This window comes from Scytonema sp. PRP1, from assembly GCF_036697665.2.
Lineage (GTDB): Bacteria > Cyanobacteriota > Cyanobacteriia > Cyanobacteriales > Nostocaceae > Kalymmatonema > Kalymmatonema gypsitolerans.
Genome location: NZ_JBAHYJ020000061.1, coordinates 1 through 19,475 on the forward strand (window position 1 = coordinate 1; position 19,475 = coordinate 19,475).

18 protein-coding genes and 2 pseudogenes are annotated in these 19,475 nt (G+C 48.0%); 8 read left to right on the forward strand and 12 right to left on the reverse strand.

Translation table 11 applies throughout. The features are described 5' to 3' along the window. The 4 genes and pseudogenes from V5G28_RS12415 to V5G28_RS12430 form a co-directional block, all read right to left on the reverse strand. On the reverse strand, positions 1-1,101 hold a 1,101-nt coding region (locus V5G28_RS12415), incomplete at its 3' end, for a DUF1565 domain-containing protein (protein ID WP_336230465.1). A 319-nt stretch (positions 1,102-1,420) separates the two neighbouring features. Continuing rightward, the gene (locus V5G28_RS12420; protein ID WP_336230467.1) at positions 1,421-2,215 is read right to left on the reverse strand and encodes a pentapeptide repeat-containing protein; all 795 of its coding nucleotides are present in this window, start codon (positions 2,213-2,215) and stop codon (positions 1,421-1,423) included. A 59-nt stretch (positions 2,216-2,274) separates the two neighbouring features. Beyond that, positions 2,275-2,916, reverse strand: coding sequence for a hypothetical protein (locus V5G28_RS12425; RefSeq protein ID WP_336230494.1), 642 nt, complete (start codon positions 2,914-2,916; stop codon positions 2,275-2,277). Between the two features lie 81 nt (positions 2,917-2,997). After that, a pseudogene (locus V5G28_RS12430) lies at positions 2,998-4,337 on the reverse strand (16S rRNA (cytosine(967)-C(5))-methyltransferase). A 282-nt stretch (positions 4,338-4,619) separates the two neighbouring features. Here V5G28_RS12430 and V5G28_RS12435 point away from each other — a divergent pair. Together V5G28_RS12435 and V5G28_RS12440 are read left to right on the forward strand one after the other, a co-directional pair. Next, entirely contained in the window at positions 4,620-5,096 is a 477-nt protein-coding gene (locus V5G28_RS12435; protein ID WP_336230469.1) for a hypothetical protein, read from the forward strand. Between the two features lie 174 nt (positions 5,097-5,270). Continuing rightward, positions 5,271-6,626 (forward strand): CIA30 family protein, encoded by a 1,356-nt coding sequence (locus V5G28_RS12440; RefSeq protein WP_336230470.1) that lies wholly within the window; start codon positions 5,271-5,273, stop codon positions 6,624-6,626. 180 nt (positions 6,627-6,806) lie between these two features. On the opposite strand, the gene V5G28_RS12445 is transcribed toward V5G28_RS12440, so the two are convergent. Next, positions 6,807-8,237 (reverse strand): NADP-dependent isocitrate dehydrogenase, encoded by a 1,431-nt coding sequence (locus tag V5G28_RS12445; RefSeq protein ID WP_336230471.1) that lies wholly within the window; start codon positions 8,235-8,237, stop codon positions 6,807-6,809. 316 nt (positions 8,238-8,553) lie between these two features. Between V5G28_RS12445 and V5G28_RS12450 the strand changes: the two genes are divergently transcribed. Continuing rightward, positions 8,554-9,222, forward strand: coding sequence for a response regulator transcription factor (locus V5G28_RS12450; RefSeq protein WP_336230472.1), 669 nt, complete (start codon positions 8,554-8,556; stop codon positions 9,220-9,222). A 25-nt stretch (positions 9,223-9,247) separates the two neighbouring features. Here V5G28_RS12450 and V5G28_RS12455 read toward each other — a convergent pair whose 3' ends face one another. The 4 genes from V5G28_RS12455 to V5G28_RS12470 form a co-directional block, all read right to left on the reverse strand. Continuing rightward, complete coding sequence (locus V5G28_RS12455; protein ID WP_336230473.1) at positions 9,248-9,691, reverse strand: TIGR02588 family protein; 444 nt, start codon at positions 9,689-9,691, stop codon at positions 9,248-9,250. After that, a complete protein-coding gene (locus V5G28_RS12460) occupies positions 9,688-10,554 on the reverse strand; it encodes a TIGR02587 family membrane protein (RefSeq protein ID WP_336230475.1) in 867 nt (288 codons plus the stop codon). The genes V5G28_RS12455 and V5G28_RS12460 overlap by 4 nt, the downstream gene beginning before the upstream one ends. 219 nt (positions 10,555-10,773) lie before the next feature. Beyond that, positions 10,774-11,004: a hypothetical protein gene (locus tag V5G28_RS12465; protein WP_336230477.1), complete on the reverse strand. Its 231-nt coding sequence runs from the start codon at positions 11,002-11,004 to the stop codon at positions 10,774-10,776. 124 nt (positions 11,005-11,128) lie between these two features. Next, positions 11,129-11,857, reverse strand: a complete 729-nt coding sequence (locus tag V5G28_RS12470; RefSeq protein ID WP_336230479.1) for a DUF3891 family protein — start codon at positions 11,855-11,857, stop codon at positions 11,129-11,131. A gap of 484 nt (positions 11,858-12,341) precedes the next feature. On the opposite strand from V5G28_RS12470, the pseudogene V5G28_RS36690 reads away from it, so the two are divergent. The 5 genes and pseudogenes from V5G28_RS36690 to V5G28_RS12495 form a co-directional block, all read left to right on the forward strand. After that, positions 12,342-12,683: pseudogene (locus V5G28_RS36690) on the forward strand (calcium-binding protein); the annotation flags it as partial. Then, positions 12,669-13,865 carry a calcium-binding protein gene (locus tag V5G28_RS12480; RefSeq protein WP_442994257.1) on the forward strand — a complete coding sequence of 399 codons (1,197 nt, stop codon included), beginning with the start codon at positions 12,669-12,671 and terminating at the stop codon, positions 13,863-13,865. The pseudogene V5G28_RS36690 and the gene V5G28_RS12480, both read left to right, overlap by 15 nt. A 272-nt stretch (positions 13,866-14,137) precedes the next feature. Further along, positions 14,138-15,250, forward strand: a complete 1,113-nt coding sequence (locus V5G28_RS12485; RefSeq protein WP_336230482.1) for a hybrid sensor histidine kinase/response regulator — start codon at positions 14,138-14,140, stop codon at positions 15,248-15,250. A 119-nt stretch (positions 15,251-15,369) separates the two neighbouring features. Then, entirely contained in the window at positions 15,370-15,720 is a 351-nt protein-coding gene (locus V5G28_RS12490; protein WP_336230483.1) for a hypothetical protein, read from the forward strand. Positions 15,721-15,861: 141 nt separating this feature from the next. Beyond that, positions 15,862-16,737 carry an SDR family oxidoreductase gene (locus V5G28_RS12495; RefSeq protein ID WP_336230486.1) on the forward strand — a complete coding sequence of 292 codons (876 nt, stop codon included), beginning with the start codon at positions 15,862-15,864 and terminating at the stop codon, positions 16,735-16,737. Positions 16,738-16,748: 11 nt separating this feature from the next. Here V5G28_RS12495 and V5G28_RS12500 read toward each other — a convergent pair whose 3' ends face one another. The 3 genes from V5G28_RS12500 to V5G28_RS12510 all read right to left on the reverse strand — a co-directional run. Continuing rightward, positions 16,749-18,500 carry an EAL domain-containing response regulator gene (locus V5G28_RS12500; protein WP_336230488.1) on the reverse strand — a complete coding sequence of 584 codons (1,752 nt, stop codon included), beginning with the start codon at positions 18,498-18,500 and terminating at the stop codon, positions 16,749-16,751. 14 nt (positions 18,501-18,514) lie between these two features. After that, the gene (locus V5G28_RS12505; protein WP_336230490.1) at positions 18,515-18,820 is read right to left on the reverse strand and encodes a sensor histidine kinase; all 306 of its coding nucleotides are present in this window, start codon (positions 18,818-18,820) and stop codon (positions 18,515-18,517) included. Continuing rightward, positions 18,766-19,475 (reverse strand): GAF domain-containing sensor histidine kinase (locus tag V5G28_RS12510; RefSeq protein WP_336230492.1); only part of this gene is annotated, 710 nt, incomplete at its 5' end. The genes V5G28_RS12505 and V5G28_RS12510, both read right to left, overlap by 55 nt.

Sequence of the window (19,475 nt, forward strand, 5' to 3'; positions counted from 1 at the left end):
GATTACATCTCTTGCAGCCAGGGCTTCAATGTATGGGGCAGCCCAATGTCCGGTTACGTCAGAAAATCTGGATGCGCCTGCAATCGTAGCGGCGACAAAGTCAACGGAGCCAGAAATTTGTTCGGGGTCAATCTGGTTGCCGACTGCCAGGATTGTGTTGCTGCGGGTAGCGTTGTAGAGGTCGTAGCGACCGTTGTTGCGAATTAGGTTTTCTCCAGGGCTTTCGGCGTTGCCCAGGTCGGGCTGAGCGTTGGCGATCGCCACCACACCATCGCGGGTATTGCTCTCAATCACGTTATTTCGCAATACCGGACGAGCATTATTAGAGACGACGATGCCGTCTAAGTTCTGAACGATCTGGTTGCCTTCCACTTGAGGAGCCGAATCGCCACCGATCGCAATTCCAAATCCGGTATTTTGAAAAACGTTGCCGCGAATTTCGCCACGAGCAGTCCGGGCGATCGAAACGCCATTTCCCTGATTGTTGGTAAAGACGTTGCCTTCAATGGTGGGAGCAGCCGTGCCTGTGACAAAGATGCCATCTCGCAAGCTATTTGAAAGCGTACTGTTGCGAATGCTGGGGTTGGTAGATTCTACCCAGATAGCAGTGCCTCGACTGTTGGGATTCGTGACAGTCACACCGCGAATCGAGCTATCTGACTCGGCTCGAATCGTCACGTTTTGGACTGCAAAAGTGGGACTGGCATAGCTGCCGCTGCCAATAATCAGCACCGTTTGCCCCTTAGTCGATTCATCACCTCGCAGAATCACATTAGGTCTGACAACGATGGGAAACACCTCGCCAGTGTCACGGGTGTAGCTGCCGGGTGCGAGTTGCACAACCGTATTGGGCTGCGCCTGCTGCATCGCGTAGCTAATGGTGCGGAAGGGAGCTGATTCTCTACCAGAGCTAGGACTGTCTGTTCCCAGGGTGGGGTTGACGTGAATGACCGTAGCATTGGTAGGGATTTGGGCAGTGATAGGAGCGTCAACGTTAGCGGGAAGCGGAGCGGCGATCGCCCCACTCGCTAACAGTAAAAGAGCAGCCATGCCTGTGGGAATGGACAATTTGACACGGGGGGAATGTCTTCGTGGAAGCATTACCTTACTGAATGTGGGGGTGTGCAGGAATAAATTTATAAATCGACTCAAACTTAAACTCTGGCTCATGACCGTTTTGCTTAATGCGGGGGGCTACGGGAAAAAGGCTAGTAAATCTTGTTACTAGGTTGTTACTAGAATTGGGACAGGGTTGGAAGACTGTCAGTTCCGCACAGGTTAGTTCACGGAAAACACTGCCAGGACACATTCTCTAAAGTAAACGCCCCCAGTCCCAGCCTTTCACCGACAGCCTTTAGCCTATACTGAAAGCCACCTTAATCTGGGGTAAGGGGTAGACAGTTCTTAGCCTGTCCTAAAACTAATCATGCACAGTGCCATCGGGCATCACGGTACCTCGCAGGTTTGCCCGAGTTAAGTCGGCATAAGTGAGATCTGTATTGCTGAGGTTTGCATGGCTGAGATTAGCTCTGCTGAAATTTACCCCCTTTAGTTTGGCTGCTCTCAAATCAACACCCTCTAAGTTTGCTTTGCTCAGATTTGCCCAACTCAAATCTGTTCCTTGCAGTGAGGCTTCCTGGAGGTTTGCGTTGAATAGGTATGCGCGACTCAGGTGCGCTTCTCCGAGGTCTGCTTGTACTAGATTCGCGCCATACAAAGAAGCTCCAATGAATTGGGCTTGATAGAGATTCGCGTTACTCAGGTTTGCGTGACTGAGATTTGCTTGATACAGGTCAGCTTGGCTCAGGTTGGCTTTTATCAACTTTGCTTCAGTTAGGTCTGCCCAACGCAAACGTGCATTGCTTAAGTTTGTGCCAATCAGGTTTGCGCCAGTCAAGTCCGCCCGATTGAGTACCGTTCCTCGCAAATTAGCCCCAATTAAGTTTGCTGCAATCAGGTCAGCCCCTTTGAGGATTGCCCCTCTTAAGTCAACCACCACCAATTCAGCCGCATAGAGATTTGCCCCGCTGAGTTCTGCTGCTTGCAGGTCAGCATTACTGAGGTTTGCCCTACTGAGTTCGGCAGCGGTCAGTTTAGCGCCCCTGAGGATGGCTCGACTTAAGTTGGCCTGGCTGAGGTTCGCCCCTTGCAGATTCGTGTCCTGTAAGTTTGCTTCGCTCAGGTCAATTTGAATCTGGGGGTTTGGATTCTCCATGAAGTCCACTTAGCACTTTGGAGGAGTGACAGATGTTCAATCCTTGCCATCGGAAAGCCTCATTCCTTGCGCCCGCTAACTGGGTCTTCTCGCCCAGAGACGTTTTCCATAGCGGCGATCGCCGCCTGAGCACCCGCCAAAATATCTTGCTCTTCGCCACCCAGATAGAGTCGCCCAAAGCTGCCAACTGCCTGTACTTGGAGGATATTTATCAGCGCTGCTTTTTCGGCTTCGTTTGCGGCTAAGGCGGCATAGGCGGCAGGCTGAACTTCCAACACGTAAAGCGTTTGCCCTGCTAGCAGCATTTGTCCGCGACGGTTGCGGTTGATTAGTTGCGCCTGGTGAGCGTCGATGTTGCGAATGATTTGACTGGAGACGACAGACGGTTTGAGGCGATCGCGCTCCTGCGCGCCTAATGCTTCAAGAATGGCTTTGCCAGCCGCACGGGTTTCTCCCTGGCGGTTGGAATGTACTTCGAGCAACCCATACAGTCGCTCAACAAACTGCACTCCTGGACGGACGACGGCAGACTTGAGCGCTACGTCTGTGATCCGGTTGATTTCAACGCCGGGTGAAATTTCTACCCAGAGAGAAGCATCTCCTGGCAAGGGCAGAAAACCGAGTGAAACGGTGCCAATGTAAGCAGCGTGCTGAGGCTGCAAGTTGTCCAAATATACGTAACTGCGAAGTTCTACGCCCAATCTGCGATCTCCGTGTGCTGAGGTCAAGATCCTCAACTTGTAACGATTTGAGTTTACCGTGCTATTCGACTCTTAAGACTGTTATTCGACAGCTTTACGGAAACGGGCGATAAAGAAACCGTCCATGTCGCGTTGGTGGCACCAAACTTTGAGCCATCCTTCTGGCGTAACAAACGCATCGCCAGGAGGGTGAGACGGGGGCTGAATCATCCACTCCGGATACCGAGATAGGAAGGATTGGGCGATCGCCTCATTTTCTGTGGGATGCAAGGTACAGGTGGAATAGACTAGCACCCCGCCCGGTTTGACCCAGGTTGCTGCCTGGTCGAGCAATTCGGTTTGCAGTTGGGCGAGTTCCTGGACGGTTTCTGGAGTCTGTCGCCAGCGGGCATCGGCATGGCGGTGTAAGGTTCCCAGCCCTGAACAGGGAACGTCGAGCAACACTCGATCTGCTTGTTGAGCAAATTGCGTAAATTGACGGCTATCTCCTGCACAAGTCTGGATGCAGGTCAGGTTGAGCCGTTCTGCATTCTGGCGTAGCCTCTTTAAACGGGACGCATAGCGATCGCACCCCCAAACAATGCCGCGATCGCCCATCAGTTCAGCAATGTGGGTTGTTTTGCCGCCCGGAGCCGCACAGCCATCCACAATTGTTTCCCCTGGCTGTGGGTCAAGCAAGTGACCGACTAGTTGGGCGCTGCTGTCCTGTACTGTCCAATAGCCTTCCCGGAATCCGGGCAAGTTTTGGATTGCTCCCGGATTATCTAGCAGTCGCAGAGATTGAGGCAGTGCAGCGACCGTAGTAGTTTTGATTCCCACTGCTTGCAGCGCTAACTGAACCTGTTCCAGGGAAGCTTGGAGTGGATTGACTCTCAAATCGATGTGAGGCGATCGGTTGAGCCATTCACAGAGCATCTCCGTTTCCTCAAAGCCCAATTGCTCCAGCCAAACCTGAACTATCCAGTGGGGTAGCTATACAGTACTGCTAATCGATTGACCGGATCGTCAGGCAGTTGTAGCGGATCATCCACTTCCGCAAGCCGAAGATATTGACGCAACAGTCCATTGACAAAGCCTGCCAACTTCTCAAAGCCGTTTTGCTTTGCCAGATCAACCGTGGTATTGACTGCTGCCGCCGCCGGAATCTGATTGAGGTAGCGCAGTTGATACAATCCCAGGTGCAAAATAGCGCGTAAATCAGGAGGTTGCTGATACGATCGCCGCTTTGCCAGTTGGTCAATCAAAGCATCCAACGTTTTTTGTCGTCTAACGCTGCCGTAGACCAGCTCAGTCACCAGGCGGCGATCTGGAGGGGCTGGTTCTAACCGCTGTAAAGCACGGTCTAAGGCTATATCTGCAAATGCTCCCCGATGGACTGATCGGAGCGCGAGGAAAGCCGCTTGGCGGGGGTTTTGAGTCACTGAACCATTCGGACGAAAGCAAACACCACACGCAACAGCCCAATCGAACACTGTCGCAGGCTATTGCCTTGAGATTTTAGCGAATTTCGCTTCATTCAATCGGGCGATTCGTCCGGATGAAGATAAATCCCCCCAATAGAATGAGATTTGCAGTTTCGGTATATTCACATACGAAATGGATTGGTTTCAAGGTGAGGTATAAAATCAGGGCTACACAGCCAGGGCAAGCCAGAAGTCTTGGCGCAAGTCCTACTCAAAACGCTTGATTTTGGAAGGATTTCTATGATTCATCACATTTCTATCTCTGCCAGCAATCCGCTTCATGTTGCTGAGGTTTTGGCTGAATTGTTGGATGGTTGCGCTGCTCCGTTTCCACCCCATCCAGGCAGCTATATGGCGCTTGCCCTGGATGAACATGGCACTTTGATTGAAGTCTATCCTGCTGGAACTGAACTGCTGCCAGGGGTTGACCGCGAACAGGCAACTTTTTCTACCAATGCATTTGCCTACAGTTTTGGTGCGGTTCACGCTGCTATCTCGGTGCCTGTCAGCGAAGAAAAGATCCAGGAAGTGGCGCAGCGGGAAGGGTGGCGATCGCTCCATTGCTGCCGGGACGGATTTTTTGAAGTGATTGAACTGTGGATCGAAAATACGCTGATGATTGAACTATTGCCACCCGCGATCGCCCATCAGTATCTAGAATTTGTGCAGCCCGAAAACCTGAAACAAATGCTGTCGGCTGCCCCAGTTCTAGCATGAGTCGATCGCCCAAAAAGTAACCTCACAGCCCATCGGCTCTCTTGCTGAATGGAGGCTATTCAGCATCGGCAAGGGTTAGCTGGCCGTTTCTGAGCGACCCACCCAGCGTTAGAGGGAAGGCGATCGGAAGTTTCCTAAGATGAAGGCAGTGAAGTGGGTAATGGCAGGTGTAGTATGAGTCAGCAAAATTCTCCGAGTTGGGATTTGGGGCGGTTTGTTAAAACGCTGTCCTACTTTGGAGCCATTCCCCTCCTCAGCAGCATCGACTGGTTTCAGCAGTGGTTTGGTAGTCGTCCCGACCCCAAGGTTGATCGCTCTGCCATTTCCTATGGCACTTCTACAAAAACCGCCACTAGTTTCTTAACTGATCCAAAGCTGGGAAACATTCTGGTTGTGGGTGCCGCCGAAGCGCTAGGTCAGCAGGTTGTACAGCAGTTGGTCGATCAGGGCTATCGGGTGCGATCGCTCTTTGCACCGACTGAGGAAGTCCCAACTCCATCCCAAAATCAAATAGAACCTGTTCAAGCGGATCTTGCCAGTCCTAAAGCGATTTCTGATGTTTTGGAAGGCGTGAGCGCAATTATCTGTGTGAATGGAACGGACTACCCTTTAGCCCCCCTAATTGACGCAGCCGCAGATAATTTGAGCCGACCTGGTCAGCTTGTTTTTGATTTCGTGAACCCTACCACTGACCTCAAGGAAGTCTGGGGTGCGCTAGACGATGTGGTTATGGGTGGTGTAAGTCAAAGCAGCATTCGTTTAGATAAGGACGGTGCTGTGTTTTCTGGAATCGTCTCAACATCCAACTCTGGCGGCTTTGTCTCAATTCGTACCCGCAACTTTGAGCCGCCACTTGACCTGTCCCAAGCTGAAGGGGTTGAGCTATGCGTGAAAGGGGATGGCGATCGCTACAAGCTTTTGCTGCGAAGCGAATCGGGCTGGGATAGCCTTGCCTACAGCTACTCGTTTGACACGCTGCCAGATACCCAAATGCTGATTCGGGTTCCTTTTTCGGAGCTGATTCCGGTATTTCGAGCTAAGACGGTGAAAGACGCTCCATCGTTCGATTCTAGTCGGGTTTATGCCTTTCAACTCATGCTTAGCAAGTTTGAGTATGATGGTGCGCTCAATCCTCACTTTTCACCTGGCTCGTTTCAGCTTCAGGTGAAATTTATCAAGACCTACAGAACCCCTGAGTTGCCGCAATTTGTTCTGGTCAACCCTGTAGGTGCTGCTAATGAAGAAGCAGAAGCAAAATTGCGTCACAGTGGAATTGCTTACACCGTTGTGCGACCGTCCTCGCTTACAGATGAAGGGGGAGGGCGATCGCTCCTCTTGAGTCCAGACGGTTCCTCAGAAAGCCCTGATGAGCAAAACAAAATTAGTCGTGAAGATGTCGCAGCCGTTTGCGTCCAGTCGCTTTCTCACCCTCAAGCGCGTAACACTGCCTTTGTGGTTACACAAGCCGAAAGCAACTGCGCTCCCCGTGACTGGGACTGTTTATTCTCTCAATTGAAACCTAATTCGTAAAAGTTCCCAAAAACCAATGCTTCTTGCTTCTGTTGTCTCGTTTCAAGGCTTTGTTCTGTAGTGCTTATAGCGAGGCTATGCCTCATAGAAGTTGTAGAAGGCAAAGTCTCGCTATAGCCATCTCAGTAGAATTCAGAGAAATGCGACCAACTGCTTTTCTACAGGAGCGGGTGAAAGATGCTATTTGCCACCAAAGTGCTTAACGATCGCCTCCGCAAATTCTGAACACTTCAGCGGTGGGTCTACCGGAGGTTCCATCAGGCGCGCCAGGTCATAGGTTACTTCGCGGTGTGAAATAGCTGCTCCAATCCCTTGCTTGATCAGGTCGGCTGCTTCTTGCCAACCCATATATTCCAGCATCATCACCCCCGACAAGATGACGGAGCCTGGATTGATCCGATCTAAGCCTGCATGTTTAGGAGCCGTGCCGTGTGTCGCTTCAAAAATGGCGCAGTTGTCGCCAATATTTGCTCCTGGGCCCATTCCTAGCCCACCAACGATCGCCGCTGCTGCATCCGACAGATAATCTCCATTCAGGTTCATCGTCGCCAAAATCGAATATTCATCAGGACGAGTCTGAATTTGCTGAAAAATGCTGTCAGCAATTCGGTCATTCACCATAATTTTGTCTTTCCACTGCCCGTTGCCGTGAGTTGCCCAGATTGCATCCAGTACTGCCTGTACCTCTTTGCAAACATCTGCTTTCTTCTCAGGAGTTAGAGCATCGTAGCCCGGTTCGATTTGCCGTGCATTATCCTCTACAGACAGATCCGGATTGCGCTCCTTGTTGCCCAAAATCCACGATTCTCGCTCAGTTACGCATTCTGCTCGAAACTCCGTTGTGACTAGCTCATAGCCCCAGTCTCGAAACGCCCCCTCGGTGTATTTCATGATGTTGCCCTTATGCACCAAAGTCACCATCTGTTTTGACTTTGGTAGTCGCAGGGCATGTTTCATGGCACGGCGCACTAATCGTTGAGAACCCGTTTTGCTGATGGGTTTAATGCCAATTCCCGAATCCAGGGGAATTTGTTTCTTCCCATGTTCAGGGGTTGCCGGAATCAACTCCTCGTTGAGCAGCTTGATCAGGCGATCGCCGATTTCACTGCCTTGCCGCCATTCGATTCCTAAATAAATATCTTCCGTATTTTCTCGGTAAACAATGACATCCAGCTTTTCGGGAGTTTTATGAGGGGAAGGTGTACCCGCGTAGTATTTGCAGGGACGGACGCACGCATAAAGGTCATGAATTTGCCGCAGGGCCACATTTAGCGATCGAATTCCGCCGCCGATTGGGGTAGTCAAGGGCCCCTTGATGGCTACGCCAAACTCTCGAATGGCATTCAGCGTATCTTCCGGCAAGTACTGATACGTTCCGTAAACCTCGCAAGCCTCGTCTCCGGCATAAACTTTAAACCAGACAATTTGCCGCTGCCCATTATATGCCTGTTTTACAGCAGCATCAAAAACTCGTTGAGCCGCCGGCCAAATATCCACACCCGTTCCATCTCCTTGAATAAAGGGAATAATCGGGTTGTCTGGGACAATGGGTTCGCCATTTGCAAAGGTAATTCGCGATCCAACATTAGGAGGAACAATCTTTTCGTACATGGGTGCAGCAACTCCTGCTTGCTAGCGATTCAGTCGTTTCCCTGGCAGATTAGCAAACTTCCTGCCCCACAACGGTGTTAGACTTAATTTTTTCATCTACCTTTTTGCAGTATCACTCAAGCTATAAAGCTAAAAGGGTACTTTTGCCCAGGATCAGTAGTTTGAATTAAAATTCAGATCTTTGGGTAAGGGTAGAGAGTAGCACATTGCTATCCAAGAAAGACTAGAAATAAGAGTTCTACGATTCGCGATCCTAAGATAAAAAAGAGTAAGGCAAGTTCTATTGCTCTGTGCTGTGACGGCTGTGTAAATCTGCATGAAGAAAATTCTGATTGTTGATGACGACATCACCTTAAAAACTGCTCTGATCCGCTACCTGGAGAATCGGGGATATTCGGTTCAAAATGCCAGTTCTGGCGTTGAGGCGATGGATCTGTTTGAGCAAAATCCGCCAGATTTGGTCGTTTCGGATGTCATGATGCCAGAGATGGACGGGTTGGAATTTTGCCGCCGTCTGCGAAACACTCGCTTTGGGCAGTTGGTGCCGTTCATCTTTCTATCGAGTCGCAAAGATATTGACGATCGCATTCAGGGTCACAAGATGGGGGCAGATGACTACCTGGTAAAGCCTTTTGAGCCACGGGAGCTAGTTGCCAAAATTGAGGCCCAGCTAGAGCGATCGCGGCGAATTCATTCAGAAATTGTGCGGCTGATGCAGCAGTCTGAAAACAACGCCGAGCAGCCCAGTGCCGCAACGCCTTCTCCGCTACCGCTAACACCCGCTGAGGAAAAGGTGTTTTGGGAAGTGATCCAGGGCTTTACCAATAAGCAGATTGGCGATCGCCTATTTGTTAGCCCTCGCACGGTTCAAACGCACCTTAGCAACATTCTTAGTAAGCTCCACCTGGAAAACCGCTCCCAACTCATTCGCTTTGCTTTTGAGCGAGGCTACCGTTCTCCAACTGAACAACCATCTGCGGAATAGCGTGTTTCCTTATTTGCCATGCGCTCTAAGGCAGCTTATAGCTTGCTACCCGCAGCACTAGCTCTCCCTCCTGAGGATTGCGGCTAAAGACAAAAGCCCCTTCCTCCGTTTCACCACCCGACAGAAAGTCAATTTGTTGCTCACCGGATTCTTCAACCTCGCCATTGATGCGAAGTTCGGCGATCACTTGTACGGATTCGGCTGTCCCGCCACCAATGTTTTTAATTTCAAACGGGACGTAGAATTGTCCCGAAGCTTCCCGCACTGTACCTTGGTTAGAAACCGTGATGTCAGGAGGTTGACGCTTTTCTTTGTCAAACCAAATGTACAGCACGAGTCCCACAATCACGGTCAAAATTAGAGCAGCAATGCCAAATGTGGTCTGTTCTGCAAGCGATCGCGGGCGTTGCTGCGGTGAGACTTCAGAAGGCTGCGGGTCAGGAGAATGGGCTGGTTTTGTGTGGCTCATACTGTTAACCTTCCGGCAGCACCGCCGATCGTTGCAGGTAATCCCAGGATGAGTGTGTACTGCAACCACATTGTCCAGGGGTTGTCAAAGCTCAGTTGATGAAAGAACCACAGCATAAATGCCGCTGCTGCCAGCGAAACTAAATAACAGGCAAGCGTTTCACTCATTGGGCGCTGAAAAATTCCCTGTTGCTGTATCCGTTTTTGCTGATCCGAAAAACCTGACTGAAAAACAATGCCGTAGGAAATGATCAGCGATGCTGCGATGATGGCAAGTAACCTTCCTCCCGATAGGGCACTGGCTAACATTACGACCTCATCGGTTGGAGCAATATTTAGAGCAATCACAGTAGCCCCAATTAAAGTCGCACCGATGTCACTAAAGGTGGCGTTGATTTCGCTTTGCCTTTTATGGGAGCTTTGCCCCTCATTACCCCCTCGATCTCCACTGAGAAATTGATTGGCTAGCGCCACTCCTAGTGTAAAGGGCAAACTCTCGAATAGTACCTTACCTAACACTTCGTCTAGAGGCACACTAAAACTGAGTTCACGGAGCAAAATCAGCATTGCTGTTGCACAAACGATGCCAATAGAAATAGCTTCGACACTGTTTCTTGCTGCATCGATCGCTCCAATCTTCTCAATCTTGCGAAACCCAGCAGTGCGATTAAGCAGAAATATAACAATATAGGTAATCGCGATCGCCAGTAGCATCAGGGGTGGCTCAACAACCGAGCCAATCCACCAAACTTCCATTGTATAAAGTAGTGGAATGCCAAATAGGAAACCACCACAAGCGCCCCGAATCAGGTCGTCAAGCTCGTTAAGCCAGACATTCTTGCGGCGGGTTTTTGCTGTATCCATAACCTTTTCTTTACCAGTTTCCTTATTCTGTCACAGCTAGGAAACCCCTTTGATATTTAGCAATAAGGTTGTACCCAAAGAGGCACAACCCTTGAAAGTTAAGTCTTCAAGCTTAAGCAGAACCGCATCAGGATAATTCTTAGGAAAACCCAGTGCCGCCAGAAAAATAATTTTTGCTTAACTCTAATTCTTCAAAGAAGCGATCGCTCCTGTCATTCATTAATCTGCTTCTCCACCTTCTGCTTCTCCACCTTCTGCTTCTCCCTCTTCAACTTCTTCCCCTTCAACTTCTTCCCCTTGCTCAATTTCTTCCCCAGAACCACCCAGTCCACCACCCTCTTCAGCCTCAGGCGCTTCAGGCGCACAACCTGCTGCAACCATTAGCAGAAGTGCAGTCACAGTCCAACCCATTGCTGCCTTGAAGGGACTACGGGTAAAAGTGTTAATCATAGTTTGTTACCGTCTGTTCGCGAGTGAAGTGTCATTAATGACCTGGAGCAATTCTGGGGTAAACTAGCACTCTTCTCATCTACCGCGAGTTCAATCTTCCTACATTGGCGTAGAAGCGAATGAGCTAGCGCTTCTCAAATGTCCATTCCAGCGTCTCAATCGGTGCCTGTTGCAGTGCCTCAGTTAACTCTGCATTACTGTCAAATTTTACTTGCGACAACTTACAGGTTTCTACATTCACAGTAAACTCCTCATCTTCAAACGGCCAGGGTCTGATCGTGATGCGGTTATCTCGAAACTGAATCACGTCGTACCGCTTACCATCTGGCCCTTTACTCACTTCCAGCGCCCGTTCATCTTCGGGAAGCTTTTGCTGACAAAGGATCAACGAGAGGCGATCGCACCACTGCATAAATGCATAAGCCGCATCCACATCCTCCTTGGAAATTTCCAATTCCTTTTGATACCGCTGCTGAAGCTCAAGCTGTTCATCTAGAAATTTGTCTAGTTCTTTAGCTATGCCGCGACTCGGTTCTGTCAAACGGCTAATGTGCATAGAAGTCATCAGAGTTACCCAGCGCCCTCGATAACGCGCACTTTCAATTTGCTCCGATAACTGCTCAACTGAGGTTCCCTGCTCCAGAGTAAAGTCCAGTGGTGTACCTGCCTTGGTTAGCTCATTTCCCTCCCACTCCCGCTCCAGGTCATCGTGGTGAGAAATTGCGGCCACAGTTTCATATAAACGGGGAGGAGCGTCTTTTCGTCGCCATTGTCCGGCTAACTGTGCTGCCAATAATGCATGGGCACGGTGGTAAATTACCTGCCACCCATCTTGCTCCAAATTCACAATCATTGTTTCATCCTTAAAGCTAAAAGCATCCTAGATGGGCAACTGAGGTCGCCTTAGGAATATCAAGAAATGTAAAGCACTGTCCAGAATAGCTTTCGTGCTTGAGATCTTTACTCCATCGCTTGGCTGAAATCATCAAGCGGCAATGAAAATCTTAAAGTAATCTAGCTACCCACTCGCTATCCAGAATGCTCTTGTTCCCTCTAAGTAGAATTTCGGCATCTATTTTGACGAGTATAATTTTATACTAGCAACTCATAAGTAATTTGGATTCTTTGATACAAGTATCTGAAACTCAAGTATTTCTCTGGTTATTTCAGGAGATGTAGTTCCATTACCTTAAATACGAAGTTTCTAATTCCTGCTTAATTCTTATGGCTCGCATCAAAGGTAATTCAAACAAGAACTCTCTCAAGGCACTCAACGCAAAGACACTCTTCACGGATTTAGTGGTAACGACCGTCTAACTGGGCAAAAAGGAAATGATTTCTTAGATGGTGGCACAGGTAAAGATGTCCTCCTGGGTGGACGGGGTAACGACACTTACATTGTAGATAATCGGGGCGATCGCTCAATTGAGTTAGCGAATCAAGGAGTCGATACGGTACGGTCGTCTGTCTCATTTAAACTAGGTCGTCATGTTGAACACCTTCTTCTCACGGGCCGTCAAGCAATTTCAGGAGCAGGTAACGAACTCAACAACTACTTGGCTGGCAATGCAGGCAACAATCTGCTGAGAGGTTTTGCAGGAAAAGATCGCCTAATCGGCGGCACGGGTAATGACACCCTAGACGGTGGTGTTGGTCAAGACGTAATGATTGGAGGAGTAGGCAACGATACGTATGTTGTAGACAACCTCAAAGATAAAGTTGTAGAAGCAGCTAACAAAGGCACTGATACCATTCAATCCTCAATTAGCTACACCTTGGGCAACCATGTAGAAAACTTGGTTTTAACAGGTGTTCAAAACCTTGACGGCAAAGGAAACAGCTTTGCCAACACTATCACTGGTAACAGTGGACATAACGTATTAAATGGTGGTGCAGGTGCAGATACTCTAATTGGTGGAACGGGCGATGACACCTACCTGGTTGATAACATTGCAGATGTCACAAAAGAACTTGCCAACGGTGGTATTGATCGGGTTAGAACAGCTTTAGCCAATTACAAACTAGCTGATCACATCGAGTATTTAGAATTTACGGGTACTCAAAACTCTAACGGTACTGGAAATGACTTAGCCAACACCATCATTGGCAATATTGGTAACAATATTTTGGATGGTGCAGCGGGAGTAGACAAACTGATTGGTGGCTTGGGCAACGACATTTATATCGTCACTGATATAGGAGATTTAGTCGTTGAAACCGTAGGAGAAGGTATTGATCTGGTTAAGTCTAGCCTCGCTAGCTACACCCTGACCGAGCAGGTAGAAAACTTGGAGTTACTCACGGGGGCAGTCGAAGGTATAGGAAATGATTTAGCGAATACGATTATCGGTAATGCCGCTAACAATATTTTGTCTGGTGGTGCCGGAAATGACTCTCTTGTGGGAGGTGTTGGAGCTGACAAGTTGATTGGCGGCTTAGGCATCGATACACTCACGGGTGGTGCTGGAATTGATACCTTTGCTCTGATAGACACAGGTAAAGATATCATCACTGATTTCAATGCAGGGGAAGATATCATTGCTTTGGGACAAACTGCCTTTGGATTGGTTGATCAAGTGGTCGGTTCAGTTTTAAGTGCAGATCGGTTAGTAGTAGTTGATAGTGATGCATCAGCGTTGCAAGGGGCATCAGGCATCTTGTCCAATCTGCTGTTTGGAGCAACCCGCCTGGTCTACAGCACTGAAAGCGGCAAACTGTTCTATGACGCAAATGGTACAGATGTGTTGGGAACTACGAATGGGCTTGGCGCGAATGGTGGGCTAATTGCCACGCTTGATAAAGTACTTGGAACGACACCCGTTCTTACAAATACCAGTTTTGTAGTTAGCTCAATTGTATAAACACTAAATGACAGTTCTGACTGACAAAATTAGACTGAACCGCACTTGATCTGAATACACAGTTGTGAAAAGCCCTCAAGCCTTTAAGTTTGAAGGCTTTTCATATTTAAGACACTTGTTCATTAGACTTCCCGCGTGAATGGTAGCGCGGCTCAAAACGTGATTCGTGCAGGAAATCTATTTAGTTTATCTTCCAAAGCTGACGTTTTAAGTTGAGTAAAGCAGGGCACTCTATTACAGAGACCCTACTTGAAGGAAAACTGGATTGGCTGATGACTACAATTCTCGTAATTGAAGATGAAGTACTTCTTCGGGAAGAAATTGTTGAACTGCTTGAACTGGAGGGCTTCCAGGTTGCCAGTGCTGAAGATGGGGTGACTGGTGTTCAGAGAGCAAAGGAGTTGTTACCTGATCTCATCATTTGTGATGTATTGATGCCTGGGTTGGATGGACACGGTGTTTTATCTCAACTTCGTCAAGAACCCGCCACAGCATTAAGTCCTTTTATTTTTCTAACCGCTAAGAATACACTTGAAGATTTTCGTCAGGGAATGAAGCTAGGAGCCGATGATTATATTGTTAAACCCTTCAAACGAACTGATTTGTTGGAAGCGATCGCCACTCGACTCACCAAACAAAATCTAATTTTGCAACTACAGCAAAAGATTGAAACACTGAATCAAAGCAATTTAGAGAAAGACGACTTCCTCAATACTGCCTCCCATGAATTACGTAACCCAGTCACTAACATCCTGATGGCAATCCAGATGTTGAAGAAAGCTCCCACCAAAGAGCGGTTACAGCGCTATCTAGAAGTTTTGCAAGCAGAGTCTAATCGTGAACTAGAACTGATTAATGACTTATTGGATTTACAGCGCTTAGAAACGGACTCATACCACGCCAATGTTGAAACAATAAAGTTACAAGACTGGATTCCAGCAATTGCAGAACCCTTCCAAATTCGTGCCCAGGCGCGTCAACAGATACTGCAAATCAACGTGTCGCCTTACTTGCCAGCGATCGCCGCAGATTCTGCTAATTTAAAACGTATGTTGGCCGAGTTACTCAATAACGCCTGCAAATACACGGCTCCTTCTGGCAAGATCGCTCTAGAAGTTTATCGTGCGCCACACGCTTCAGCAACATCCAGCGTTTCTAGTTTGATCATGCTAGTTGTCAGTAACGAAGCCGATATTCCTGATGCTGCATTGCCACGATTGTTCGATAAGTTTTACCGGGTGCCAAATGGCGATCGCTGGCAACAAGGAGGTAGTGGGTTAGGGCTAACATTGGTTGAAAAGATTGTTAGGCGGCTCAATGGCGCTATTCAAGTCACAAGTGAAGCAGGATGGACTCAGTTCACAGTTCAATTTCCCACTTCTTGAATACTCGTAAAGGGGCTGAAACAGTTTAAGCTACCCCATTTGAAGGAGGTATGGTTGTCTGAGTTTTTCTAACATTATGACAGAAAAGAAAACCATATCAACTCATTAAAACTTCTGTTATGGATAAGCAAAACAACAATCAAATTAAGCAACCGACGCAGCCAGAAGACGTTAAGCCAGAGCAGAAAGAAGAGATTAAGCAAGAAATGCGAAAGGGTGGAAAGAGCCTGACTGCCAATCCTGGCGATCGCATTTCTGATGAGCCTCAAACCATCGAAGAAAAAGCACAGCAGGTCGCTGTGGATACTGCGGATATCACAGGCGATCACATCACCGTACCAACTTACTTTGTGGTGGATGAGCCAGATGGCGAAAAGAAAGCCCTACATCACGTCAAGGATGCAGACGAAATTTCTGATGTTATCCGACAGGCTCGTGTCGATGAGGACGGCAACCGCGTCTGGTCATAGGTAGCAACAGGTAATTCCAAATTCTCTGGGATTTCAGTAGTGAACTTAATTGACACTACTGAAATTTCTGGTGGTGTGAGCATCGAAGTTAGAGTCCGAATTAGATTGCAATCTAGCAAATGATAGATAGGGTATAGAGCAATGCCTCAGAAGCAGAAAACTAAAGAGAAAGCACAGCAACCTCCTCAGCATCAAGATCGTCAGCCTGGACTTGAGGAGCAGATGAACCCCACCCCTCAGGCACAAGATTCAAACTACCAGGGCAGCAATAAACTCAAGAACAAAGTTGCCCTGATTACAGGCGGTGATAGCGGAATTGGTCGTGCGGTGGCACTTGCTTTTGCTAAAGAAGGAGCAAAAGTTGCGATCGCCTATTTAAACGAACATGAGGATGCTGAAAAAACAAAACAGCAGGTTGAGCAGGAAGGTACTCAATGTGTGTCGATCGCGGGTGATATCGGAGATGAACAGTTTTGCCAGCAATTGATTCAGCAAACTGTGGATGAGTTTGGACAGCTTGATATTTTGATCAATAATGCCGCTGAACAGCATCCCCAAGACAGTATTGAGAAGATTAGCTCAGAGCAACTAGAGCGCACTTTTCGCACCAATGTCTTTTCAATGTTTTACCTCACGAAAGCCGCTCTACCTCACTTAAAAGCAGGCAGTGCAATTATTAACACAACCTCTGTAACTGCATATAAGGGAAGCCCTCAACTGCTGGATTATTCCTCTACCAAGGGTGCTATTGTTGCATTTACTCGATCTTTATCTCAAGCATTAGTTGAGAAAAAAATTCGAGTGAATGCAGTCGCTCCTGGGCCAATTTGGACACCCCTGATTCCTGCGACTTTTCCTGAGGAGAAAGTGGAAAGCTTTGGGCAGCAGGTACCGATGAAGCGGGCTGGACAGCCAGAGGAAGTTGCTCCAAGTTATGTGTTTCTTGCATCAGATGATTCATCCTACATTACAGGACAGGTGATTCATCCCAATGGCGGCACTGTGGTCAATGGCTAATTTACCTCGGATTAGCATTTTTGAGAACTTGGGGTTTGACGGTGCAGCAGTTCGCTAAATGCGTCTGCTGAAACTGGCGGGCTAAACAAATATCCTTGCGCTAAATCGCAACCGTGGTGACTGAGAAATGCTAACTCGGCTGGGGTTTCTACGCCTTCTGCGATTACTTGTAGCTGAAGCTGGTGAGCCATTTGAATGATTGCAGTTGTAATTGCTCCATTTTTGGCATCCTGGCTAATGCTCTTGACAAAGGTGCGATCGATTTTTAGAGTATCAAAGGGAAATCTTTGTAGATAACTTAGGGAAGAGTAACCTGTGCCAAAGTCATCTACAGAGACTCGAATGCTCAGCGATCGCAACTGTTTTAAGGTCAAAATAGCGGAATCAACGTCCTGGACTAAGGCACTCTCAGTCAACTCTAAGTCCAACAAAGCAGGATCAAGCCCAGTCCGTTGGAGTGTACGAGCGATTACCTCACACAGTTTGGGTTGACCGAACTGGTGTGCTGACAAGTTAACAGCAATTTGGAGATTGTCAAACCCCTCGGTCTGCCACAACTTCGTTTGTTGGCAGGCCGTTTGCAGAACCCATGCCCCGATAGGGACAATAAGACCTGTAGACTCAGCCAATGGAATAAATTCGGCGGGCGAGATCATGCCTCGTTGGGGGTGTCGCCAGCGCAGCAAAGCCTCTGCTCCCGTAATCGTCTTGGTCTTAAGATTAATTTGAGGTTGATAGTAGACTTGAAACTCTGAACGCTTCAGCGCATAGCGCAAATCTGCCTCAATCTCAAGTTGGTCAGATGAGACTTTGGCTATAGACTGATAAACTTTGAACTGACTATTGCCCTGGCTTTTCGCTTCGTGCATCGCAATGTCTGCATGACGAATTAATGTATCAATGTCATTACCATTCTCAGGGTAGACCGCAATACCCAGGCAGCCTGTCAAGAAAACGGTTCGCTCCTGTACTGTAAAAGGCTGACTGATTGCCCATAAAAGGTTTTGAGCAACGCGGGCGATCGCAGGATGGATGTCTTTTGTCTGAGATAGTTCTGCTCCCATTGTTCCTAAAACGATGGCAAACTCATCATCTCCCAAACGGACAACCAAATTTCTAGAGCCAACAAAGGCTTGCAAACGTTCTGCCATCGTCTTAAGCAAGTAGTCGCCCAATTCGTAGCCTAGAGTGCTGTTGACTCGGCGGAATTGACTGATATCTAAATACAAAACTGGAATGGGTAAATGAGGCCCGTCTGTTTCAGCCAATACCTGATGAAAGCGTTCGCTCAGCATCAGTCGGTTAGGTAATCCGGTCAGGCTGTCGTAGTAAGCGAGTTGGTTGAGGGATTCAGTTGCTTGGCTTAGATCAGATGCATAGCGATGAGAAAAGGCTTCTCGTTTGGCCAAGCGTGTGGCGATCGCCCCTAACAGTTCCGAACGAGTAAAAGGTTTAGTTAAATAATCATCAGCACCCAATTCCATGCCATACCGCAAATCAGATTTGGTTGCCTTAGCTGTAAGAAAAACAAATGGTACCGTCTCTGTCATAGGGTGCTGTCGCAGGGCCGTTAAAACCTCATAGCCGTCTAGATCAGGCATCATGACATCGCACAAAATCAGATCTGGCAACCGTTCTTGAGCAAGTCGTATTCCCTCAGGGCTGGTTTCTGCGGCAATTACCTCAAAGCCCTCTACTTCCAATAGCTCGATGATGCAGGCTCGGACATCTAATCCGTCTTCAATTACCAAAATTTTGGGCATAATCTTTATCCTGTTTACCTTCCAACTGATTGACCCAAAGGAAGGCGAACTGTAAATGTTGTTCCCACCCCTATCTCACTTTGTACCGTAACCTGTCCACCATGTAAGTCTACACATTGTTTAACAATAGATAGCCCCAACCCAGTGCCGCCAATTCTTTCAACATTGGTTGCCCGATAAAAGGGTTCAAACAATTTCAGTTGATCGGCTAGAGGAATACCAATGCCAGTATCCTGCACCCTAAAAATTGCTTCTTCGGCTTGAGTTAAAAGTTCAAATCGAACGACTCCCCTTGGGGCGAGTACTTGATCGCATTGCAAAGCAAATTGCCAAAAATATGTTGAAGTAATTTTTCATCCATACAAACTTGTTCATTCTTTCCCTGACTTATATAGGCGATGGAATGTTGGCTACCCTCGTCGGGTTGTAGCTCCTCTACCAAACTCCGGCAAAAGTTGTCTAAGTTTACTAATTGGGGATTAAACTCTAGTCTTCCCGATTCAGATTGCCCCAGGAACAACACATTCTCTAGTAACTGTGTAATGCGCTGAGTAGAGTTTTGAATCCGCCGAAAATAAATTTGCCGCTTTGCCTCATTGGATCGCTGCCAATAGGTTTCTAAGAGTTCGGCTGACAAAATGATGCTGCTGAGAGGTGTACGAAATTCATGGGACACCATCGAGATAAAGTCAGATTTAAGCCGATTCAGTTCTCTTTCTTTGAGCAGCGATTTACGAATTTCGCCTTCTGCTTGTTTGCGTTGAATAAACAAGCCCAACTCTGTTGAGGCAGAAATCAACTCAATGAGTCGCTGGTCTTCTTCGCGAGCTTCAAACATATAAAATACTAAAACCGCTAGCACACGGTCGTTCGCCACAATCGGGATGCCTAGAGCGGCTTTTAGCCCTGCGTCTAAAGCAAGTTTGGCCCGCAAGTAAACGCTACTGTCCTCAGTGGAAACATCACGGCACCACT

Excerpts from the sequence above, each read along its gene's own strand:
- V5G28_RS12445 (WP_336230471.1), bottom strand. The coding sequence starts at position 8,237 with ATGTACGAAAAGATTGTTCCTCCTAATGTTGGATCGCGAATTACCTTT.
- V5G28_RS12495 (WP_336230486.1), top strand. The coding sequence starts at position 15,862 with ATGCCTCAGAAGCAGAAAACTAAAGAGAAAGCACAGCAACCTCCTCAG.
- V5G28_RS12435 (WP_336230469.1), top strand. The coding sequence starts at position 4,620 with ATGATTCATCACATTTCTATCTCTGCCAGCAATCCGCTTCATGTTGCT.
- V5G28_RS12455 (WP_336230473.1), bottom strand. The coding sequence starts at position 9,691 with ATGAGCCACACAAAACCAGCCCATTCTCCTGACCCGCAGCCTTCTGAA.
- V5G28_RS12490 (WP_336230483.1), top strand. The coding sequence starts at position 15,370 with ATGGATAAGCAAAACAACAATCAAATTAAGCAACCGACGCAGCCAGAA.
- V5G28_RS12440 (WP_336230470.1), top strand. The coding sequence starts at position 5,271 with ATGAGTCAGCAAAATTCTCCGAGTTGGGATTTGGGGCGGTTTGTTAAA.
- V5G28_RS12460 (WP_336230475.1), bottom strand. The coding sequence starts at position 10,554 with ATGGATACAGCAAAAACCCGCCGCAAGAATGTCTGGCTTAACGAGCTT.
- V5G28_RS12500 (WP_336230488.1), bottom strand. The coding sequence starts at position 18,500 with ATGCCCAAAATTTTGGTAATTGAAGACGGATTAGATGTCCGAGCCTGC.
- V5G28_RS12465 (WP_336230477.1), bottom strand. The coding sequence starts at position 11,004 with ATGATTAACACTTTTACCCGTAGTCCCTTCAAGGCAGCAATGGGTTGG.
- V5G28_RS12480 (WP_442994257.1), top strand. The coding sequence starts at position 12,669 with ATGATTGGAGGAGTAGGCAACGATACGTATGTTGTAGACAACCTCAAA.
- V5G28_RS12450 (WP_336230472.1), top strand. The coding sequence starts at position 8,554 with ATGAAGAAAATTCTGATTGTTGATGACGACATCACCTTAAAAACTGCT.
- V5G28_RS12420 (WP_336230467.1), bottom strand. The coding sequence starts at position 2,215 with ATGGAGAATCCAAACCCCCAGATTCAAATTGACCTGAGCGAAGCAAAC.
- V5G28_RS12485 (WP_336230482.1), top strand. The coding sequence starts at position 14,138 with ATGACTACAATTCTCGTAATTGAAGATGAAGTACTTCTTCGGGAAGAA.
- V5G28_RS12470 (WP_336230479.1), bottom strand. The coding sequence starts at position 11,857 with ATGATTGTGAATTTGGAGCAAGATGGGTGGCAGGTAATTTACCACCGT.